This is a genomic window from Agromyces sp. NPDC004153 (assembly GCF_053603635.1).
The window spans coordinates 896,818-912,579 of record NZ_JBSGFY010000002.1 but is presented as its reverse complement, the minus strand read 5'-3'; the positions used below and the strand labels follow the sequence as shown (position 1 = coordinate 912,579).

At 72.2% G+C, this 15,762-nt stretch carries 16 protein-coding genes; 9 read left to right on the top strand and 7 right to left on the bottom strand.

Features of this window, described 5'->3' with window-relative positions; all coding sequences use genetic code 11:
* Positions 1-17: 17 nt before the first annotated feature.
* The 3 genes from ACWEOH_RS18180 to ACWEOH_RS18170 are packed head-to-tail and all read left to right on the top strand — an operon-like array spanning position 18 to position 2,709.
* Entirely contained in the window at positions 18-842 is an 825-nt protein-coding gene (locus ACWEOH_RS18180; RefSeq protein ID WP_452033352.1) for a CoA transferase subunit A, read from the top strand.
* Positions 842-1,495 carry a CoA transferase subunit B gene (locus tag ACWEOH_RS18175; protein ID WP_452033350.1) on the top strand — a complete coding sequence of 218 codons (654 nt, stop codon included), beginning with the start codon at positions 842-844 and terminating at the stop codon, positions 1,493-1,495. The genes ACWEOH_RS18180 and ACWEOH_RS18175 overlap by 1 nt, the downstream gene beginning before the upstream one ends.
* The gene (locus tag ACWEOH_RS18170; protein WP_452033348.1) at positions 1,495-2,709 is read left to right on the top strand and encodes an acetyl-CoA C-acetyltransferase; all 1,215 of its coding nucleotides are present in this window, start codon (positions 1,495-1,497) and stop codon (positions 2,707-2,709) included. Before ACWEOH_RS18175 ends, ACWEOH_RS18170 begins: the two co-directional genes overlap by 1 nt.
* An 11-nt stretch (positions 2,710-2,720) precedes the next feature.
* Here the strand turns inward: ACWEOH_RS18170 and ACWEOH_RS18165 are convergent, their stop codons facing one another.
* Entirely contained in the window at positions 2,721-3,233 is a 513-nt protein-coding gene (locus ACWEOH_RS18165; protein WP_452033347.1) for a TetR/AcrR family transcriptional regulator, read from the bottom strand.
* Between the two features lie 61 nt (positions 3,234-3,294).
* On the opposite strand from ACWEOH_RS18165, the gene ACWEOH_RS18160 reads away from it, so the two are divergent.
* Positions 3,295-3,645: a VOC family protein gene (locus tag ACWEOH_RS18160; protein ID WP_452033346.1), complete on the top strand. Its 351-nt coding sequence runs from the start codon at positions 3,295-3,297 to the stop codon at positions 3,643-3,645.
* 116 nt (positions 3,646-3,761) lie between these two features.
* Here ACWEOH_RS18160 and ACWEOH_RS18155 read toward each other — a convergent pair whose 3' ends face one another.
* The 4 genes from ACWEOH_RS18155 to ACWEOH_RS18140 form a co-directional block, all read right to left on the bottom strand.
* Positions 3,762-4,970 carry a DUF222 domain-containing protein gene (locus ACWEOH_RS18155; protein WP_452033344.1) on the bottom strand — a complete coding sequence of 403 codons (1,209 nt, stop codon included), beginning with the start codon at positions 4,968-4,970 and terminating at the stop codon, positions 3,762-3,764.
* Positions 4,971-5,249: 279 nt separating this feature from the next.
* Positions 5,250-6,479 carry an ArgE/DapE family deacylase gene (locus ACWEOH_RS18150; protein ID WP_452033342.1) on the bottom strand — a complete coding sequence of 410 codons (1,230 nt, stop codon included), beginning with the start codon at positions 6,477-6,479 and terminating at the stop codon, positions 5,250-5,252.
* The gene (locus tag ACWEOH_RS18145; RefSeq protein ID WP_452033340.1) at positions 6,476-7,621 is read right to left on the bottom strand and encodes a diaminopropionate ammonia-lyase; all 1,146 of its coding nucleotides are present in this window, start codon (positions 7,619-7,621) and stop codon (positions 6,476-6,478) included. The genes ACWEOH_RS18150 and ACWEOH_RS18145 overlap by 4 nt, the downstream gene beginning before the upstream one ends.
* Positions 7,618-8,910 carry a hydantoinase/carbamoylase family amidase gene (locus ACWEOH_RS18140; protein ID WP_452033338.1) on the bottom strand — a complete coding sequence of 431 codons (1,293 nt, stop codon included), beginning with the start codon at positions 8,908-8,910 and terminating at the stop codon, positions 7,618-7,620. The genes ACWEOH_RS18145 and ACWEOH_RS18140 overlap by 4 nt, the downstream gene beginning before the upstream one ends.
* 82 nt (positions 8,911-8,992) lie before the next feature.
* Between ACWEOH_RS18140 and ACWEOH_RS18135 the strand changes: the two genes are divergently transcribed.
* Positions 8,993-9,871 (top strand): LysR family transcriptional regulator, encoded by an 879-nt coding sequence (locus tag ACWEOH_RS18135; protein WP_452033336.1) that lies wholly within the window; start codon positions 8,993-8,995, stop codon positions 9,869-9,871.
* Positions 9,872-9,873: 2 nt separating this feature from the next.
* Here ACWEOH_RS18135 and ACWEOH_RS18130 read toward each other — a convergent pair whose 3' ends face one another.
* A complete protein-coding gene (locus ACWEOH_RS18130; RefSeq protein WP_148734594.1) occupies positions 9,874-10,224 on the bottom strand; it encodes a cupin domain-containing protein in 351 nt (116 codons plus the stop codon).
* Between the two features lie 73 nt (positions 10,225-10,297).
* A complete protein-coding gene (locus ACWEOH_RS18125) occupies positions 10,298-11,098 on the bottom strand; it encodes an SDR family NAD(P)-dependent oxidoreductase (protein WP_452033334.1) in 801 nt (266 codons plus the stop codon).
* Between the two features lie 146 nt (positions 11,099-11,244).
* On the opposite strand from ACWEOH_RS18125, the gene ACWEOH_RS18120 reads away from it, so the two are divergent.
* From ACWEOH_RS18120 to ACWEOH_RS18105, 4 genes are all read left to right on the top strand, one after another.
* On the top strand, positions 11,245-12,057 hold the full coding sequence (locus ACWEOH_RS18120) for an SDR family oxidoreductase (protein ID WP_452033332.1): 813 nt from the start codon (positions 11,245-11,247) through the stop codon (positions 12,055-12,057).
* A gap of 41 nt (positions 12,058-12,098) precedes the next feature.
* Entirely contained in the window at positions 12,099-13,622 is a 1,524-nt protein-coding gene (locus ACWEOH_RS18115; RefSeq protein ID WP_452033330.1) for an MFS transporter, read from the top strand.
* Positions 13,623-13,749: 127 nt separating this feature from the next.
* Positions 13,750-14,733 (top strand): fumarylacetoacetate hydrolase family protein, encoded by a 984-nt coding sequence (locus ACWEOH_RS18110; protein WP_452033328.1) that lies wholly within the window; start codon positions 13,750-13,752, stop codon positions 14,731-14,733.
* Positions 14,730-15,743 carry a cyclase family protein gene (locus ACWEOH_RS18105; RefSeq protein ID WP_452033326.1) on the top strand — a complete coding sequence of 338 codons (1,014 nt, stop codon included), beginning with the start codon at positions 14,730-14,732 and terminating at the stop codon, positions 15,741-15,743. The genes ACWEOH_RS18110 and ACWEOH_RS18105 overlap by 4 nt, the downstream gene beginning before the upstream one ends.
* Positions 15,744-15,762 lie beyond the last annotated feature (19 nt).

Here is a 15,762-nt window from a genome sequence, read left to right as displayed (position 1 = left end):
CGACTTCCGGAGGACCCATGGACAAGACCTACGCGTCGGCCGACGAGGCCGTTGCCGACATCCCCTCGGGGTCGTCGCTCGCCGTCGGCGGGTTCGGCCTGTCGGGCGTGCCGATCACGATCATCCGTGCGCTGCTCGCGCGCGGCATCGGCGACCTCGAGGTCGTCTCGAACAACTGCGGCGTCGACGGCTGGGGGCTCGGCGAGCTGCTCGCCGCCGGACGCATCCGCAAGGTCATCGCGAGCTACATCGGCGAGAACCGGGAGTTCGCGCGACAGTACCTGTCGGGCGAGGTCGAGGTCGAGCTCACCCCGCAGGGCACGCTCGCCGAGCGGCTGCGCGCGGGCGGGGTCGGCATCCCCGCGTTCTACACCGCGACGGGGGCAGGCACGGCCGTCTCCGAGGGTGGGATGCCGTTGCGGTACGCGCCCGACGGCTCGGTCGCGCTCACGAGCGACCCGAAGGAGCTGCGCCCGTTCGACGTCTTCGGCAAGTCACGCGAGTACGTGCTCGAGCAGGCGATCCGCGCCGACTACGGGCTCGTCCGCGCCGCCGTGGGCGACCGGCACGGCAACCTGCGCTTCGAGAAGTCGACGCGCAACTTCAACCCGCTCGCGGGCATGGCCGGGCGCATCACGATCGCCGAGGTCGACGAGCTCGTGGAGCCCGGCGTGCTCGATCCCGACGACATCCACCTGCCGGGGATCTACGTGGACCGCGTGATCGTGCTGACGCCCGAGCAGGCGACCGACCTGCCGATCGAGAAGGTGACCGTGCGGCCGCGGCCTGCGGCATCCGGAACTGATCGAATTATCGTCGACCAGCCCGAGGAGGCCCGCTGATGCCGCTCACCCGCGACGAGATGGCCGCCCGCGCAGCCCGCGAGCTCGAGGACGGCTCGTACGTGAACCTCGGCATCGGACTGCCGACGCTCATCCCGAACCACCTGCCCGCGGGCGTCGAGGTCGTGCTGCACTCCGAGAACGGCATCCTCGGCGTCGGCCCGTACCCGTGGGAGGGCGAGGAGGATCCCAAGCTCATCAACGCCGGCAAGGAGACGGTGACCGTGCTTCCCGGCGCGGCGTACTTCGACTCGGCCGCGAGCTTCGGCATGATCCGCGGCGGGCGCATCACGACCGCGGTGCTCGGAGCCATGCAGGTCTCGTCGGGCGGCGACATCGCCAACTGGGCCGTGCCCGGCAAGATGGTCAAGGGCATGGGCGGCGCGATGGACCTCGTCAACGGCGCCGAGCACGTGATCGTCGTCATGGAGCACGTCGCGAAGGACGGTTCCGCGAAGGTCGTCGAGCAGTGCACGCTGCCGCTCACGGGCAAGGCCTGCGTCGATCGCATCATCACCGACCTCGCGGTCTTCGACGTGACCAGCGCCGGGCTCGTGCTCGTCGAGCTCGCGCCCGGCGTGACGGTCGAGCAGGTGACGGATGCCACGGGCGCGCCGTTCACGGTCGCCGACGAGCTCGCCGTGGGCGCCTGATGGCCGAACTCCGCGACGTCGTCATCTGCGCCCCGCTGCGCACCCCCGTCGGTCGCATGGGCGGCGCGCTCGCCTCGGTTCCGGCGCTCGGGCTCGCGACGACCGTCCTCGGCGCGCTCCTCGAGCGCACGGGCGTCGACCCCGAGGCGATCGACGGCGTCATCGGCGCCCAGGGCTACCCGACCATGGAGGCGCCGGCGATCGGCCGTGTCGCTGCGCTCGACGCGGGCTTCCCCGTCACGACGAACGGCTACCAGCTCGACCGTCGTTGCGGATCGGGTCTGCAGGCGGTGCTCAACGCCGCGATGGAGGTGCAGACCGGCGTCTCGGATGCCGTGGTGGCGCTCGGCGTCGAGTCGATGTCGAACGCGCCGCTCTACACGGTCGAGGGTCGACGCGGCATCGCGGGTGCCGGGCTGCTGTTGCGCGATGCGCTGTCGCGTGGCCGGGAGACGGTCGGCGGCGTTCGCTTCCCGACGCCTGACGGCAATGTGGGCTCAGCGGAGCTGGTGCGTGCGGAGTACGGCATCTCGCGCGAGGCGCAGGACGCGTTCGCGCTGCAGTCGCACCGGCGGGCGGTCGCCGCGCAGGAGTCGGGCGCGTTCGACGCCGAGCTCGTGCCCGTCGCGGTCGAGGGTCGTCGGGGCACGGTCGTCGTCGATCGTGACGAGCATCCGCGGGCAGACTCGACGCTCGAGGCGCTCGCCGCGCTGCGGCCCATCCTCGGCCGCCGCGACGCCGACGCCACGGTGACGGCGGGCAACTCCAGCGGCCAGAACGACGCGGCCGCCGCCTGCGTCGTCACGACCCCCGACCGCGCTCGCGAGCTCGGGCTGCAGCCGATGCTGCGCCTCGTCTCGTGGGCCGTCGCGGGCAACGATCCGCTGCGCTTCGGCGTCGCGCCCGTGCCGGCGGCGAACCTGGCGCTCTCGCGGGCGGGGATCGGGTTCGACGACCTCGACGTCATCGAGCTCAACGAGGCGTTCGCCGTGCAGGTGCTCGCGTGCCTGGCCGATTGGGGCCTCGACGCAGATGACCCGCGGCTCAACCCGCGGGGGAGCGGCATCTCGATCGGCCACCCGATCGGCGCCACCGGCATCCGGATGCTCGCGACGCTCGCGCACGAGCTGCCCGCCCTCGACGGCGAACTCGCGCTCGAGACCATGTGCATCGGTGGCGGTCAGGCGCTCGCCGCGGTGTTCGCGCGGGCGTAGTTCCTCGGCCTTCAACTCGCGGAGAGTCGGCTCAACGCCTCGCGCACGGTCGCGGCGTCGCCGCCCCTTGCGACCGCCCCGACGGCAGCGCGCCAGGCGGCGGCGAGCATCGCGCCGAGTTCGGCGGACGGAGGCGCGCACAGCTCGGCCAGCGCGCCCGCGATGGCGTCGTCCGCGTCGCCGATGGGCGGCTCCGCGAGCATCCGGGCGAATCCGGCCCGGGTCGCGAAGTCGAAGCCGACTGCCATCGCAGCACCGATGCGTGCGTTCGCCGAGCCACCGGGAAGGGCCGCCGCAGCGCCCTCCATGCGGTCGAGCACCCGGCGTTCCACGTCGGTGCGCACGAACGCGTAGATCCCGAGCTTGCCGTCGAAGTGATGGTAGAGGGCGCCGGTGGTGACGTCCGCGGCTCGAGCGAGGTCGGCGACGGTCACGTCGTCGAAGGGTCGTGAGCCGAACTCGCGGGCGGCGGCCAGCACGAGTCGTCCCTTCGGGGACGTCGAGACCGGAATCCACCCGCGCATGACACCATAATGCCGTTATGCTGAGGGCAAGTCACGTTACGACACACGGAAAGGCCGCGCGATGAAGCTCGAGTTCCTAGTGGCGCCCACCTCCGACCTGGCCGCCTCACTGGCCCTCTACCGCGACGCGTTCGGCGCGGAGGAGGTGTGGCGCGAGGGTGACACCACCGTCGCGCTCGGCATGCCCGGCACCGACGTGCAGCTCATGCTCGACGCGAATGATCCCGACGCCCCCGCCGGACCGGTGTTCGTCGTCGACAGCGTCGATCGGTTCCACGCCGACGCGCCGGTGGGGCTCGACGTGCTGGCTGAACCGGCCGAGATCCCGGGCGGAAAGCTGGCGACGTATCGCGATCCCAACGGTCTCGTGATCTACGTCATGGACCAGTCGACCGACGCCTCCGTCGGCTGACGCGCTCGTCACGCCGTGGATGACTCGATCGAGGGAATCCGCGCGCGTCAGTTCGCCCGCCGCGGGCTTGGTGCGGTTGTGAGGCAGCCCCAGAGGCCCACGGTCCGTGCGTCCGATCAGAATGGAGGCTGGTCGGCGATGACGGTATGCCCAGTCGGCGTGGTGATCGACACGTTCCCAGAGGGGAGTCGTCGATAGGCGACTCGGCTCAGATTCTTGCGGCGGTTGCCGCTCTCGCAGAGCGGGAACAGGTTGTCGCGATTCGTGAACCCCATGTCGCGAACCCATTCCTCGAGGTGATCGACGTCTGAGTCGTGGACCGGACGCGAGCAGGTGGGATCGATGCAGGTCTCGAAGCGGAGCGCGACCCAGTCGCGTTGCGCCTTCGTCGGCCGATACCGCGTGCGGTCGTACTCGAGGAGCTCGCCGGTGAATGGATCGGTGGCGACGCGCCGGAAGGATGGAGCCTTCGCGAAGAGGCGCGCCGCCGAGTGCCGATCGATGCTGCCGTATCCCGGGAGCTCGATCGGCTCGTCGCCCTCACCCAGCAGGGAGAGCATCGGGACGAGCAGCATCGGACGCACCTTGGCCGCGGTCGGCGTGCCGTCGCCTGCGAGCCATCCGACCGCGAGGTCGGCCCGGATCTGATCACGGGAACGCCAGCCCGGCTCGCCGGCCCGCGTCTGCTTCTGCTCCGCGCGTGCTGTGGCGTTCAGCCGCTCGATGATCCGGACGGCGTCGGGTGCCGCGACCAGTGCATGGAGGTAGGCCATGCCGTCGTCGGCTCGCTCGACCCAGACGCGGCGGTCGGCGAACGCCCTGGTGTGACGGTCTTCGGGGGACTCCTGGAGCAATCGCTCCTTGAGGCGCCGCGCCCGCGCACGGAACGCCGACACGGTCGTCGTGGATGCCGACGCGGTCAGTTGCTCGTCGAAGGCTCGCAGGGCTGTATCGTCGGTCCATCCCGCCACGAGGTCGACGGCGGCGCTGACGTGCCCGACGGTGGTGAGTCCGGCGACGAATGCGCCGTGCAACGCGGGCAGCCGGTCTTCGAGCACCTGCGCATCGTGGGCCATGGAGCGCACCTGGTTGGCCGAGAGTTGGAGGCGCAGCCCCGCGTCGTACGCGGCGGCGTCTTCCGCCATCTCCAGCGCGTCGGCTCGAGCCATTCCCTCGGAGCGCAGGTAGACGTGCGGATTCGCGCGAGCGAGCCGCATCAGTTCGGCCAACGCGATCCACTGACGAGCAAGGGCCCGATTGGCATCGGCTTGCGCAGCCGTCGCTTCGGCGAGCCGGTCGACGATGAGGTCGAGACCGGTTGCCACTGCCGTGCCTGCCGTCGAGTCGGACCTCGACGTCGCGGATTTCGCGCTCGGAACGGATCGCGCAGTCGCCACGACTCCCGTGGTCCACGCGGAATCCGCGGTCAACACGGTCGATCGTTCTCGTGCAGGAGCGGGTGCATCACTGTCTCCAGTTCGTTCACTCCGGCACGAGTAGGTTCATTCTAGCAGATACATTCGAAGCTGGGTGCGAGAAGTAGCAGATAAAATCGAACAGAATACCGAGTGCCGACAGGACGAGGCCTCGACACGGCGCGCCGCTCACCCCACGTACCGCGCGATCGTCCGCTCGAGCGTGGCGGTGACCGTGGCGAGCGACGCGAGATCGACCCACTCGTCGGCCGCGTGCGCGCCGGCCCCGTCGACGCCGAACATGACCGTGTCGATGCCGGCCGCCGCGAGGAGTGCGCAGTCCGTCCAGAAGGGTTCGCCGCGACGCGCCGGCTCACGACCGGTCACCTCGCCGAAGCTCGCACCGACGGCGGCGGCGATCTCGGATGCCGCGTCGGCCTCGAATGTGCCGCGATGCGTGCTGATCGCCAGCTCGGCGCGGAACGCGGCATCCGTGCGCTCGAGCTCGTCGAGGATGCTCCGGAGCTCGCGCTCGAACGTGAGGTGGTCCTCGCCGGGGACCGTGCGCCGCTCGATCGTGACCGTGCACGCGTCGGGGTAGCTCGACGGCTCGGCGCCGCCGACGATGGTGCCGGCGTGCACGCTGCCGGTGCCGAGCAGCGGATGCCGCGGGCCGACCGCGAGCCGGGCGCCGAGCTCGTCGATCGCGGTGAGGAGTCGCCCGGCCTTCGCGATCGCATCGACGCCGAGGTCGGGCCGGGAGCCGTGCGCGGCGTGTCCGTGGACGGTCACGACAGCCCAGGCGAATCCGCGATGCGATGTGACGAGGTCGAGCCCGGTCGGCTCCACTACGACGGCGCCGTCGGTGACGACGTGTTCGAGCACTTCCTCGGTGCCGAGGCTGCCGTGCTCCTCGTCGGCGACGAGTGCGAGCACGATGTCGCCGAGGTGCGGGCCGCCGTGGGCTCGCGCGGCGGCGACCATCATCGCGGCGAGTCCCGACTTCATGTCGTACGCGCCCCGACCGTGCAACTGTCCGTCGCGCACCACGGGCGCGAGCCCGTCGCCGTCGTAGCTCGCCAGCGACACCGTGTCGAGGTGGCCGTTGAGCATGAGGCTGCGTCCGCCGCCGGTGCCGCGGGCGATGGCCACGATCGACGGACGCCCCGGCGTTGCCTCGAGCCGACGGCATTCGAAGCCGCGCGGGGAGAGCCAGGCGACGACCGCGTCGGCGATCCGGGCCTCGCCCGCGCCGCCTGGAACGAGGGCCGTGTTGACCGAGTCGATGGCGATGAGGTCGCGGAGCAGCTCGAGCTCTTCGGAGCCGGAGCCGGAGCCGGAGTCGGAGCCGGAGCCGGAGCCGGAGCCGGAATCGGAGCCGGAACCGGAATTGGGGCCGCCCGCCCGCCCGCCGCTCATCGATCCTCCTCGGGCAGCGGGTTCGCCTGTCGACCCTCGGTCGAGAGCAGCAGTACCGTCGCGTCCGCGCCGAGCGCCGACCGGGCGCGATCGTCGGCGAGCAGGCGGCGCACGCCCGCGAGCGTGGCAGCGCCGCACGGACCGGAGTCGATCCCGAGGGCCTCCAGGTCGTGGACTGCGCGGATCGCCTCCTCCTCGTCGACCGTGACGGCCGCGTCGAGGCCCGCCGCCAGCACCGGCCACGCTATCTCTGAGGGCGTGCCGCAGTTGAGGCCCGACATCACCGTGTGACTCGTCGGCACGCTCACCAGATCACCGGCGTTCAGCGACGCGATGATCGGCTGGGCCGCGCTCGCCTCGACGCTCAGCACGATCGGCGCGGGGGTGCCGCCCCCACCAGCGCCGCCACCGCCGCCACCCGACCGATGATGCCGCACCGCCGCCTGCGCGAGCGAGCCGACCCCGACGGGTACCGCAACGAGCTCCGCGCCGGCCACGACCCCGAGCTCGGCCAGCTGCGCGTCCGCCTCCTCGAACAGCGTCGAGTACCCGTCGACGATCCACTGCGGCACCTGCTCGTAGCCCGGCCAGGCCGTGTCCTGGATGAGCACGGCATCGGGCCCCGCCTCCTCCGCGGCGCGCGTGGCGGCGGCGACCACGTGGTCATACGGGATCGCCAGTTCGACGACCTCGGCGCCCTCGGCCGCGATGGCGTCCTTCGCCTCGGGCGTGAGTCCGTCGGGGAACCAGATCTGCGCGGGCAGGCCGAGCAGCCGCGCCGTGTGCGCGACGGCGCGCCCGTGGTTGCCGTCGGTCGCGGCGACGAGCCGCACCGGGGGAGCCTCCGAGAGGGCCGACCGCAGCTCGTCGAGCGTGAGGGCTCGGCCGGGCGATCCGACCCGGGCAGACAGCGCACGGGCGACGGCATAGGCCGCCCCGAGGATCTTGAAGGCGGGCAACCCGAGGCGGGAGCTCTCGTCCTTCACGAACACGCGGCCGACGCCGAGCTCGGCGGCGAGCTCGGGTACGTCGACGAGCGGCGACGGACGGTAGCCCGGCAGGGTCCGGTGGAACTCGATGACCTCGCTCGGCCGCTCGGTGCGCCAGGCGCGGGCGGCGGGGTTCCAGTACGCGTCGGTCATGCGCCGACCTCCTCGGCGAGGCGCAGCAGCGTGGTGCCGAGCACCGCGATGCCCGCCGCGCAGTCCTCGGGCGTCGAGTACTCGCGCGGGTTGTGGCTGATGCCGTCGTACTGCCCCCGCACGAACACCATCGCGGTCGGCGCGATGGCCGCGATCTCCTGGGCGTCGTGTCCGGCGCCCGACGAGAGTCGCATCGTCGGGATGCCGAGGTCCGCCGCGGCATCCGCGATCGCGTCCTGCACCGAAGGATCGAACGGCACCGCGGTGGTCTTCGCCATGCGCTCCGCCTCAACGCGGAGACCGGGCTGCCGCTCGGGGAGGGCGTCCAGGAACGCGGCCAGATCGGCTTCGGCCGCGGCCATGAGCGCGTCGTCGGGGTTGCGGAGGTCGACCGTGAGCTCGGCGCGGTCGGGCACGACGCTCGGCAGTCCGGGGGAGGCGCTGAGATGCCCGACGGTTCCTCGAAGGCGGCCGTAGCGGCCCGAGTCGACCATCTCGCGGACGTGCACGACCACCTGAGCCGCGGCGAGTCCGGCGTCGACGCGCAGCTCGGTCGGCGTGGTGCCGGCGTGCGCCGCTCGGCCGTGGATCGTGACCCGCTGCCACGAGATCGCCTGCACGCCGGTCACGACGCCGACGGCGAACCCCTGCTGCCCGAGCACCGGACCCTGCTCGATATGGCACTCCACATAGGCGTGCGGCGCATCGAGCCGCACCGGCCGGTCGCCGCGGAATCCGATGCGCTCGAGCTCGTCGCCGAACCGCAGCCCTGCCGAGTCGACGAGGTCGTACGCGAACTCGAGGGTGAGGCGGCCGGCGGCGACGGCCGATCCGAGCATGTCGGTGCCGAACCGCACGCCCTCCTCCTCGGTGAACGCCGCGACGACGAGCGGCCGACGAGTGGTGATGCCCGCGTCGTCGAGGCTGCGCACGACCTCGAGCGCACCGAGCACTCCGAGGCATCCATCGAACGCGCCCGCGGTCGCGACGCTGTCGATGTGCGAGGCGGCCATGACCGGCGCGAGGTCGGGCTCGCGGCCCTCGCGGCGGCCGAAGATCGAGCCCAGCTCGTCGACGGTCACCTCCAGGCCGGCGTCCTCCATCCAGCGGATGAGCAGGCGCCGCCCCTCGGCGTCCGCGTCGGTGAGCGACTGGCGGTCGACGCCGACGAGGCCGGTCGCGGCATCCGTGTAGGCGCCGATTCGAGCGAGCTGCATGAGCGAGGCCCAGAGGCGGTCGGCGTCGATCGCGAGCGTGTGCGGCGTACGAGTGGGAAGCAGATCGGTCATGCATCGACGATACGAAGGCACGACTCATCGATCGATAGCATGTAAGTCATCGGTATCGATGAAGCAGATCGAATGGTGCGACATGTACGACCTCCATCGACTTCGTCTCCTCCGCGAGCTCAAGCACCGCGGCACGCTCGCCGCGGTCGGCGAGGCGCTCGGGTACAGCCCGTCGGCGATCTCGCACCAGCTCGCGATCCTCGAGCGCGAGGTCGGCGTGCCGGTCCTCGAGCCCGTGGGTCGGCGGGTGCGATTGACGGATGCCGCTGAGCTCCTCGTCGCCCACACCGAGCGCGTGCTGCTCGAGCTCGAGCAGGCCGAGGCGGCCATCGCCGCGAGCCGCACGGATGTCTCGGGGCACGTGCGGATCGCCGCGTTCCAGTCCGCCGCGCACACGCTGATCCCGGCCGCGCTCGACCGGCTGGCCGCCGAACATCCCAACGTCGAGGTCTCGTTCCTGCACGTGCACGCCGAGCACGGGCTGCCAGCGCTGCTCGCGCGCGACGTCGACCTCGTGCTGTACGAGCAGTACCCGGGCGCACCCGTGGCGCCGATCACGAACATCCGCACCGAGCACCTGCTCGACGACGCGATGCTCGTCGCGACACCGCGTGCGCGTGGCGCGGCCGCGCTCGCCGGCCTGGCCGACGCGCGGTGGGCGATGGAGCCGCCGGGGACCCGCTCCCGCGAGTGGGCCGTGGCCGCCTGTCGTGCCGCCGGATTCGAGCCGAACGTCGGCTTCGAGTCGACCGACGTGCTCCTCCATGCGCGGCTCGTCGCACACGGGCGCGCGGTCGCGTTCCTGCCGGCGATCGTCTCCGCCGAGGCATCCGGCTGCGCCCTGGAACCGAGCGGGAGCGCACGGACGATCCGGCTCGCGCTCCGACGAGGCAGCGAGGCCGCTCCGTCGATCGCCGCGGCGCGGGCGGCGCTGCGAGCCTCGGGCGGCCCGGTGGCGTGAGTTCAGCGCGCCCGCTCGGGGCCGCCGACGCTGCCCTCGACGCTCGTCACGGTCGTGAGCAGGAACACCGCGTCCTCGAGCGCGAGCACCGCGTGCCGGTGATGGGTCAGCACCTCGATGCGGCCGTCGCGGATGTCGGTGACGTCCTGGCCGGTCACGCGCACGCTCCCGACCAGCACCTGCAGGCTGGCGGCGGCGGGGGAGTTGTGCTCGGCGAGCTCGACGCCGTCGCGGAGGGCGATGATCGTCTGGCGCATGGGTCCGTCGCGCAGGATGAGCTCCGCGCTGCGACCGTGCTCGTCCGCGAGCGCGGCGTCGAGGTGGCGTTGGGCGAGAACGTTGAGATCGGCCACGGCAGTCCTCCATCGGAAGCGGCTGTCTCCAATATGCCAAGCAGGGTGTCGGTGGGGGTGGGCAGTCGTCGAGTCAATCGGTGACGAACGTCCCACCGTCGATGACGATGTTCTGGCCGGTGACGAAGGCGCCGGCGGATGACGCGAGCCAGACGACCGCGCCCGCGACCTCCTCGACCCGTCCGAACCGGCGCAGGGGGGTGCGCTCGCGCCGCACGGTCGCGAGCGACGGATCCTCGGTGATCGGCCGTGCGAAGGCCGTCTCGATGACGCCGGGCGAGATCGCGTTCGAGCGCACGCCGTGCGGTCCCCACTGCACGGCGAGGTTCCTGGCGAGCTGCGCGTTCGCCGCCTTCGTCATGCCGTAGCCCGACAGCACCCGGTTGCCGCGGAGCCCGGCGATGCTCGACATCACGAGGAACGCTCCGCCGCCGGACTCCGCGATGACCGGCACGGCGGCGTTCGCGAGCGCCGCGACCGATCGAACATGCAGCGCGTACATCCGGTCGAGGGCGTCGAGGTCGATCGGCCCGGGCTCGTCGAGCGCGGCGCCGGCGTTCGCGACGACGGTGTGGAGTCGACCCCAGCGGTCGAGGGCCGCCGCGACGACGGCTTCCGCGGCGCCGTCGGCCGTGACATCCGTGCCGAAGCCGTGCACGTCGAGCCCCTGTCCGCGGAGGGTGGCGGCCGCGCCTCCGGGATCGCTCTCGGGCAGTCCGACGAGCAGCACCCGCGCGCCGGCGGCGGCCAGCGCTTCCGCCGTGGCCCGGCCGATGCCCGAGGAGCCGCCGGTCACGATCGCGACCTGCCCGGCGCAGGAGAAGAGGCGTGCGGGCGCGAGGTCGGAGCGCACGTGGTCGTCGGTGTCGGCCATCAGCGTCTCCTGCTCCTCGTCGAGTGCCTCCCGCCAGCGTACGGACGGGCGCCGGCGCCGATCATCGTGATTCGTGATGCACGGCATCACGACGCCCGGCACACGACACCATGGAACCGGACCGTTCGGAGCGGAAGGGGTCGCCGATGGAGACGCACGCAGGACACCGGTACGTCGTCACGGGCGCGGCGTCGGGGATCGGCGCGGCGACTGTGGACGCGCTCGCCGCGGCCGGGGCTCGGGTGGTCGCCGCGGACCTCGCCTGGGACGACCTCGCCGGAGGCGGCGACCTCGTGGAGCGGGTGGTGCTCGACGTCGCGGATCGCGCGCAGTGGGCTGAGCTCGCCGCACGTCTCGGGGGCGCCGAGGGCGCGTCCAGCCGGGCCCGCACCGGCGACGCCGGCGATCACACGCCCACCCTCGACGGCCTCGTCAACGCCGCGGGGATCACCCGCCGCGCACGCCTCCTCGACGTGACGGCCGACGACTTCGCGCAGGCGTTCGCCGTCAACTCGGTCGGCCCGGCGCTCGGCATGCAGGCGCTCGCACCGCTCATGCGGGCCGGCGGATCCATCGTGAACGTCGGTTCGGTCGCCGGCACGATGGCGCACTACGGCATCGCCTACGGCGCGAGCAAGTGGGCGCTCCGCGGCATCACGAAGACGGCGGCGATGGAGCTCGGGCCCCGCGGCATCCGCGTCAACCTCGTCAGCCCCGGGTTCATCGAGACGCCCATGACCGCCGGCGCACCCGACGACTTCCGCGAGGTGAATCTCGAGGCCACACCGCTCGGCCGCGCCGGCGGCCCCGAGGAGGTCGCGGCCGTGATCGCGCACCTGCTGTCGGCGGATGCCTCGTACGTCACGGGCACCGAGATCGCCGTCGACGGCGGGCTCACGGGGCACGGCGGCGGGCTGCCCATCGCGCGGTCGATGGGGTCGGCACGGCGACGCGGGTGACGCTCTGGTCGCGGCATCCGTCGCGGTGGTAGGAAGTCCTCATGGGGGATACGGGAACGACCTCGACCACTTCGCAGCGCTACGCGACGGGCGCGCTCATCGCCACGTCGGTCTCGGCGCTGGTGGTGAACGCGAACACCTCGGCGGTGTCGATCCTGATCCCGGCCATCTCGGCGGACACGGGGACGTCGACGGAGACGCTGCAGTGGGCCGTGACGGGTTACTCGCTCGTCGGCGCGGCCGTCATCGTCACCTCGGGCTCGCTCGGCGACGTGTTCGGGCGGCGGAGGATCTTCCTCGGCGGCCTGTTCCTCTTCATCGCGTCCTGCGTGCTCATCGCGGTCTCGCAGGAGGGCCTCGGCGTGATCGCCGGCCGCTGCATCCAGGGCGCCGCCGGCGCGACCATCCTCGCCTGCGGCATGAGCCTGCTGTCGGCGTCGAACACCGGCACGGCGCAACTGCGCGCGGTCACCCTCTGGGGCGCGGCATCCGCCATCGGCGCCGCCGCCGGTCCACTCGTGGGCGGCCTGCTGGCGTCGACGCTCGGCTGGCAGGGGCTCTTCTGGATCGACGCGGCGATCGCGGCCGCGTGCGTCCCGGTGACGCTCCTCGCGGTGCAGGAGTCCAGCGACCCGACCCGGCCGCGGTCGATCGATTGGACGGGGACCGTGCTCATCGCCGCCATCCTGGCGCCGCTCATCTTCGCGCTCACGAACGGCAGCGCGTGGGGCTGGCTGTCGCTCCCGACGCTCGGATGCTTCGCCATCACGGTGGCCGCCACGATCGGGTTCGTCGTCGTCGAGCGCCGGGTGAAGGCGCCGCTGCTCGACCTCGGGCTGCTGCGCAACAAGATCCTGGTCGGCGCGACGCTGTCGATCCTGCTCGGCTCGGGCACGATCAACGCGATCATGTACATCGTCAGCCTCTACTTCCAGGACCCGTCGACGCTCGGCATGGACGCCTTCCAGGCCGGCTTGGCCACGCTGCCGGTGGCGGCGACGGCCGTCGTGCTCGCGCCGCTCATCACGCCGATCGTCGGCAGGATCGGCGCGCGCACCACCATCGCCGTCGGCTTCGTCATCATGTCGGTCTCGTTCGCCGCGCTGGCGTTCGTGCAGGAGAACTGGACATACGCCCTCTTCGTGCTGCCGCTCGTGGGCGTCGCCGCCGGCATGAGCCTGCAGAACGGACCGTGCTCGTCGATCTCGACGGCCTGCGTCGAGCCGCGCGAGGTCGGCGCCGCGTCGGGCGTCTCGAACATGGCGCGCTACGTCGGCGCGGCCGTGATGACCGCGATCGTCGCGTCGGTGTACAGCTCGGTCACCGCGAACCAGGTGGCGGACGGGGCGTCCCAGGCCGCCGCGCTCGCCGACGCGTTCTCGTGGTCGTCGATCGCGATGGGCATCTGGTGCGTGCTCGGCATCGCGCTCGCGCTCCTCGTCGCGCGCGGCGTGACGCGCAAGCCCGGCGAGTTCGAGTACGCCTCGGCCGCGGCGTCGACGTCGCACACGCTCACCCCGCCCGACGTGGTCACGGCCGGCGCCACCGTCGACGGGAGCCGCTGACGGAGCGCACAGCGCATCCACGACGCTGATGGACTCCATCATCGATCGGCCCTTCACTGATACCTCGGCACGCGCTTGACTGGATGACACGCACGGCACCGACGCGTGCGTGAATGGAGATCCACCCGTGACATCGTCGTCCGACGGCCTGACCGCCCCCTTCGCCCTGGTCCGCTTCCGCGCGGGCGACGCCGAGCCCGCGCTCGGCCTCGTCGCGGGCGACCGGGTGCGCGCGATCGGGCCCGACGAGCTGGGTGCTCCCGACCTCAACGCATTCCTCGCCGCGGCGCCCGCGTCGTGGGATCGGCTGCGTGCCGTCGCCGAGCAGGCGGATGCCTCGTGGCAGCCCCTCGCCGAGGTGACGCTCACCGCCCCCGTCACGCCGCGGCAGGTGCTGCAGACCGGCGCGAACTACCGTACGCACGTCATCGACCTCGTGGCCGCGGGCCGCGCGAAGAACGACCCGCGCCCGATCGAGGAGCTGCGCGCCTGGGCCGCCGACATGATGGACACCCGGGCCCGCGAGGGCACCCCGTACTTCTTCATCGGCCTCCCGGCCGCGGTCGTCGGCGACGACGTGGACCTCGTGCTGCCGTCGTACAGCGACCAGCACGACTGGGAGCTCGAGCTCGCCGTGGTCATCGGCCGCGAGGCGTACCGCGTCGATCGCGAGCACGCCATGGAGCACGTCGCCGGCTACACCATCGTCAACGACATCACGACCCGCGACCTCGTGTTCCGCGAGGACATGAAGGAGATCGGCACCGACTGGTACCGCGGCAAGAACGCGCCGGGCTTCCTGCCGACGGGGCCGTTCCTCGTGCCCGCGCCGTTCGTCGCGAAGCCGGGCGACCTGCACCTCGAGCTCACGCTCAACGGCGACACGATGCAGGACGCGACCACGTCCGACCTGCTCTTCGACCTGCCCGCGCTCATCGCCGGCGCCTCGCAGAACATGCCGCTGCTGCCCGGCGACCTGCTCCTCACCGGCAGCCCGGCGGGCAACGGCATCGTGCACGGCCGGATGCTGCGCGACGGCGACGTCATGGTGGGCGCGATCAAAGGGCTCGGGGCGCAGACCGTGCGTGCGGTGGCGGAGACCCGATCATGAACACCCCCACCCAGGACCCGCGCGCGCTCGACCGCACCGACCCGGGCCGCCACATCGCCGAGGCCGCCGAGGCGTTCCGCAACTGGGGCCGCTGGGGCGACGACGACCGGCTCGGCACCCTGAACTTCATCGGCGACGCCGAGCGGGCGCACGCCGCAACGCTCGTGCGCCGGGGCGCGAGCTTCTCGCTCGCGCAGCCGTTCGACATGAACGGCCCGCAGCAGGGCTGGCGCCGCCGCACCAACCCGGTGCACACCATGCTCGACACGGGCACGGATGCCGCGGCGGGCACGCAGGGCTTCCCGCACGGCCTCGGCGGGGCCGACGACGTCATCGCCATGCCGCTCCAGTGCTCCACGCAGTGGGACGGACTCGGGCACATCTTCGACCACGGCGTCGCGTGGAACGGCCGCCCCGCCGGCTCGGTCGTGACGAGCGACGGCGACCTCGTCACGGGCATCGAGCACGCGGCATCCGCCATCACCGGACGCGGCGTGCTGCTCGACGTCGGCCGCTACTTGCGGCCCGAGGCGAGCGAGGACGGCCCCGCCGGCGAACTTCCCGACGGCTACGCCATCACGACCGCCGACCTCGAGGCGTGCATCGCCGCGCAGGGCGCCACCAGCGCGGTGGGCCGAGGCGACCTCGTGCTCGTGCGCACCGGCCGGTACGCCCGGGCGCTCCGCGAGGGATGGAACGGCTACGCGGGCGGACCCAGCGCCGGGCTGAGCTTCACAACCGCCGGCTGGCTGCACCGCACCGAGATCGCCGCGATCGCGACTGACACGTGGGGCTTCGAGGTGCGGCCCAACGAGTTCGACGACGCGTTCCAGCCGCTGCACCAGGTCGTGATCCCGAACCTCGGCCTCACGATCGGCGAGATGTGGGACCTCGAGGCGCTCGCGGCCGACTGCGCCGCCGACGGATGCTACGAGTTCCTGCTCGTGGCGCCGCCGCTGCCGATCACCGGGGCCGTCGGCTCACCCGTCAACCCCATCGCCCTGAAGTAAGCCAGCAACCCAATGGAGG

What these genes read in the sequence shown, in the direction of transcription:
- ACWEOH_RS18115 (WP_452033330.1), top strand. Translation starts at nt 12,099, where the DNA reads ATGGGGGATACGGGAACGACCTCGACCACTTCGCAGCGCTACGCGACG.
- ACWEOH_RS18180 (WP_452033352.1), top strand. Translation starts at nt 18, where the DNA reads ATGGACAAGACCTACGCGTCGGCCGACGAGGCCGTTGCCGACATCCCC.
- ACWEOH_RS18105 (WP_452033326.1), top strand. Translation starts at nt 14,730, where the DNA reads ATGAACACCCCCACCCAGGACCCGCGCGCGCTCGACCGCACCGACCCG.
- ACWEOH_RS18140 (WP_452033338.1), bottom strand. Translation starts at nt 8,910, where the DNA reads ATGACCGATCTGCTTCCCACTCGTACGCCGCACACGCTCGCGATCGAC.
- ACWEOH_RS18175 (WP_452033350.1), top strand. Translation starts at nt 842, where the DNA reads ATGCCGCTCACCCGCGACGAGATGGCCGCCCGCGCAGCCCGCGAGCTC.
- ACWEOH_RS18125 (WP_452033334.1), bottom strand. Translation starts at nt 11,098, where the DNA reads ATGGCCGACACCGACGACCACGTGCGCTCCGACCTCGCGCCCGCACGC.
- ACWEOH_RS18135 (WP_452033336.1), top strand. Translation starts at nt 8,993, where the DNA reads ATGTACGACCTCCATCGACTTCGTCTCCTCCGCGAGCTCAAGCACCGC.
- ACWEOH_RS18165 (WP_452033347.1), bottom strand. Translation starts at nt 3,233, where the DNA reads ATGCGCGGGTGGATTCCGGTCTCGACGTCCCCGAAGGGACGACTCGTG.
- ACWEOH_RS18145 (WP_452033340.1), bottom strand. Translation starts at nt 7,621, where the DNA reads ATGACCGACGCGTACTGGAACCCCGCCGCCCGCGCCTGGCGCACCGAG.
- ACWEOH_RS18120 (WP_452033332.1), top strand. Translation starts at nt 11,245, where the DNA reads ATGGAGACGCACGCAGGACACCGGTACGTCGTCACGGGCGCGGCGTCG.
- ACWEOH_RS18150 (WP_452033342.1), bottom strand. Translation starts at nt 6,479, where the DNA reads ATGAGCGGCGGGCGGGCGGGCGGCCCCAATTCCGGTTCCGGCTCCGAT.
- ACWEOH_RS18160 (WP_452033346.1), top strand. Translation starts at nt 3,295, where the DNA reads ATGAAGCTCGAGTTCCTAGTGGCGCCCACCTCCGACCTGGCCGCCTCA.
- ACWEOH_RS18170 (WP_452033348.1), top strand. Translation starts at nt 1,495, where the DNA reads ATGGCCGAACTCCGCGACGTCGTCATCTGCGCCCCGCTGCGCACCCCC.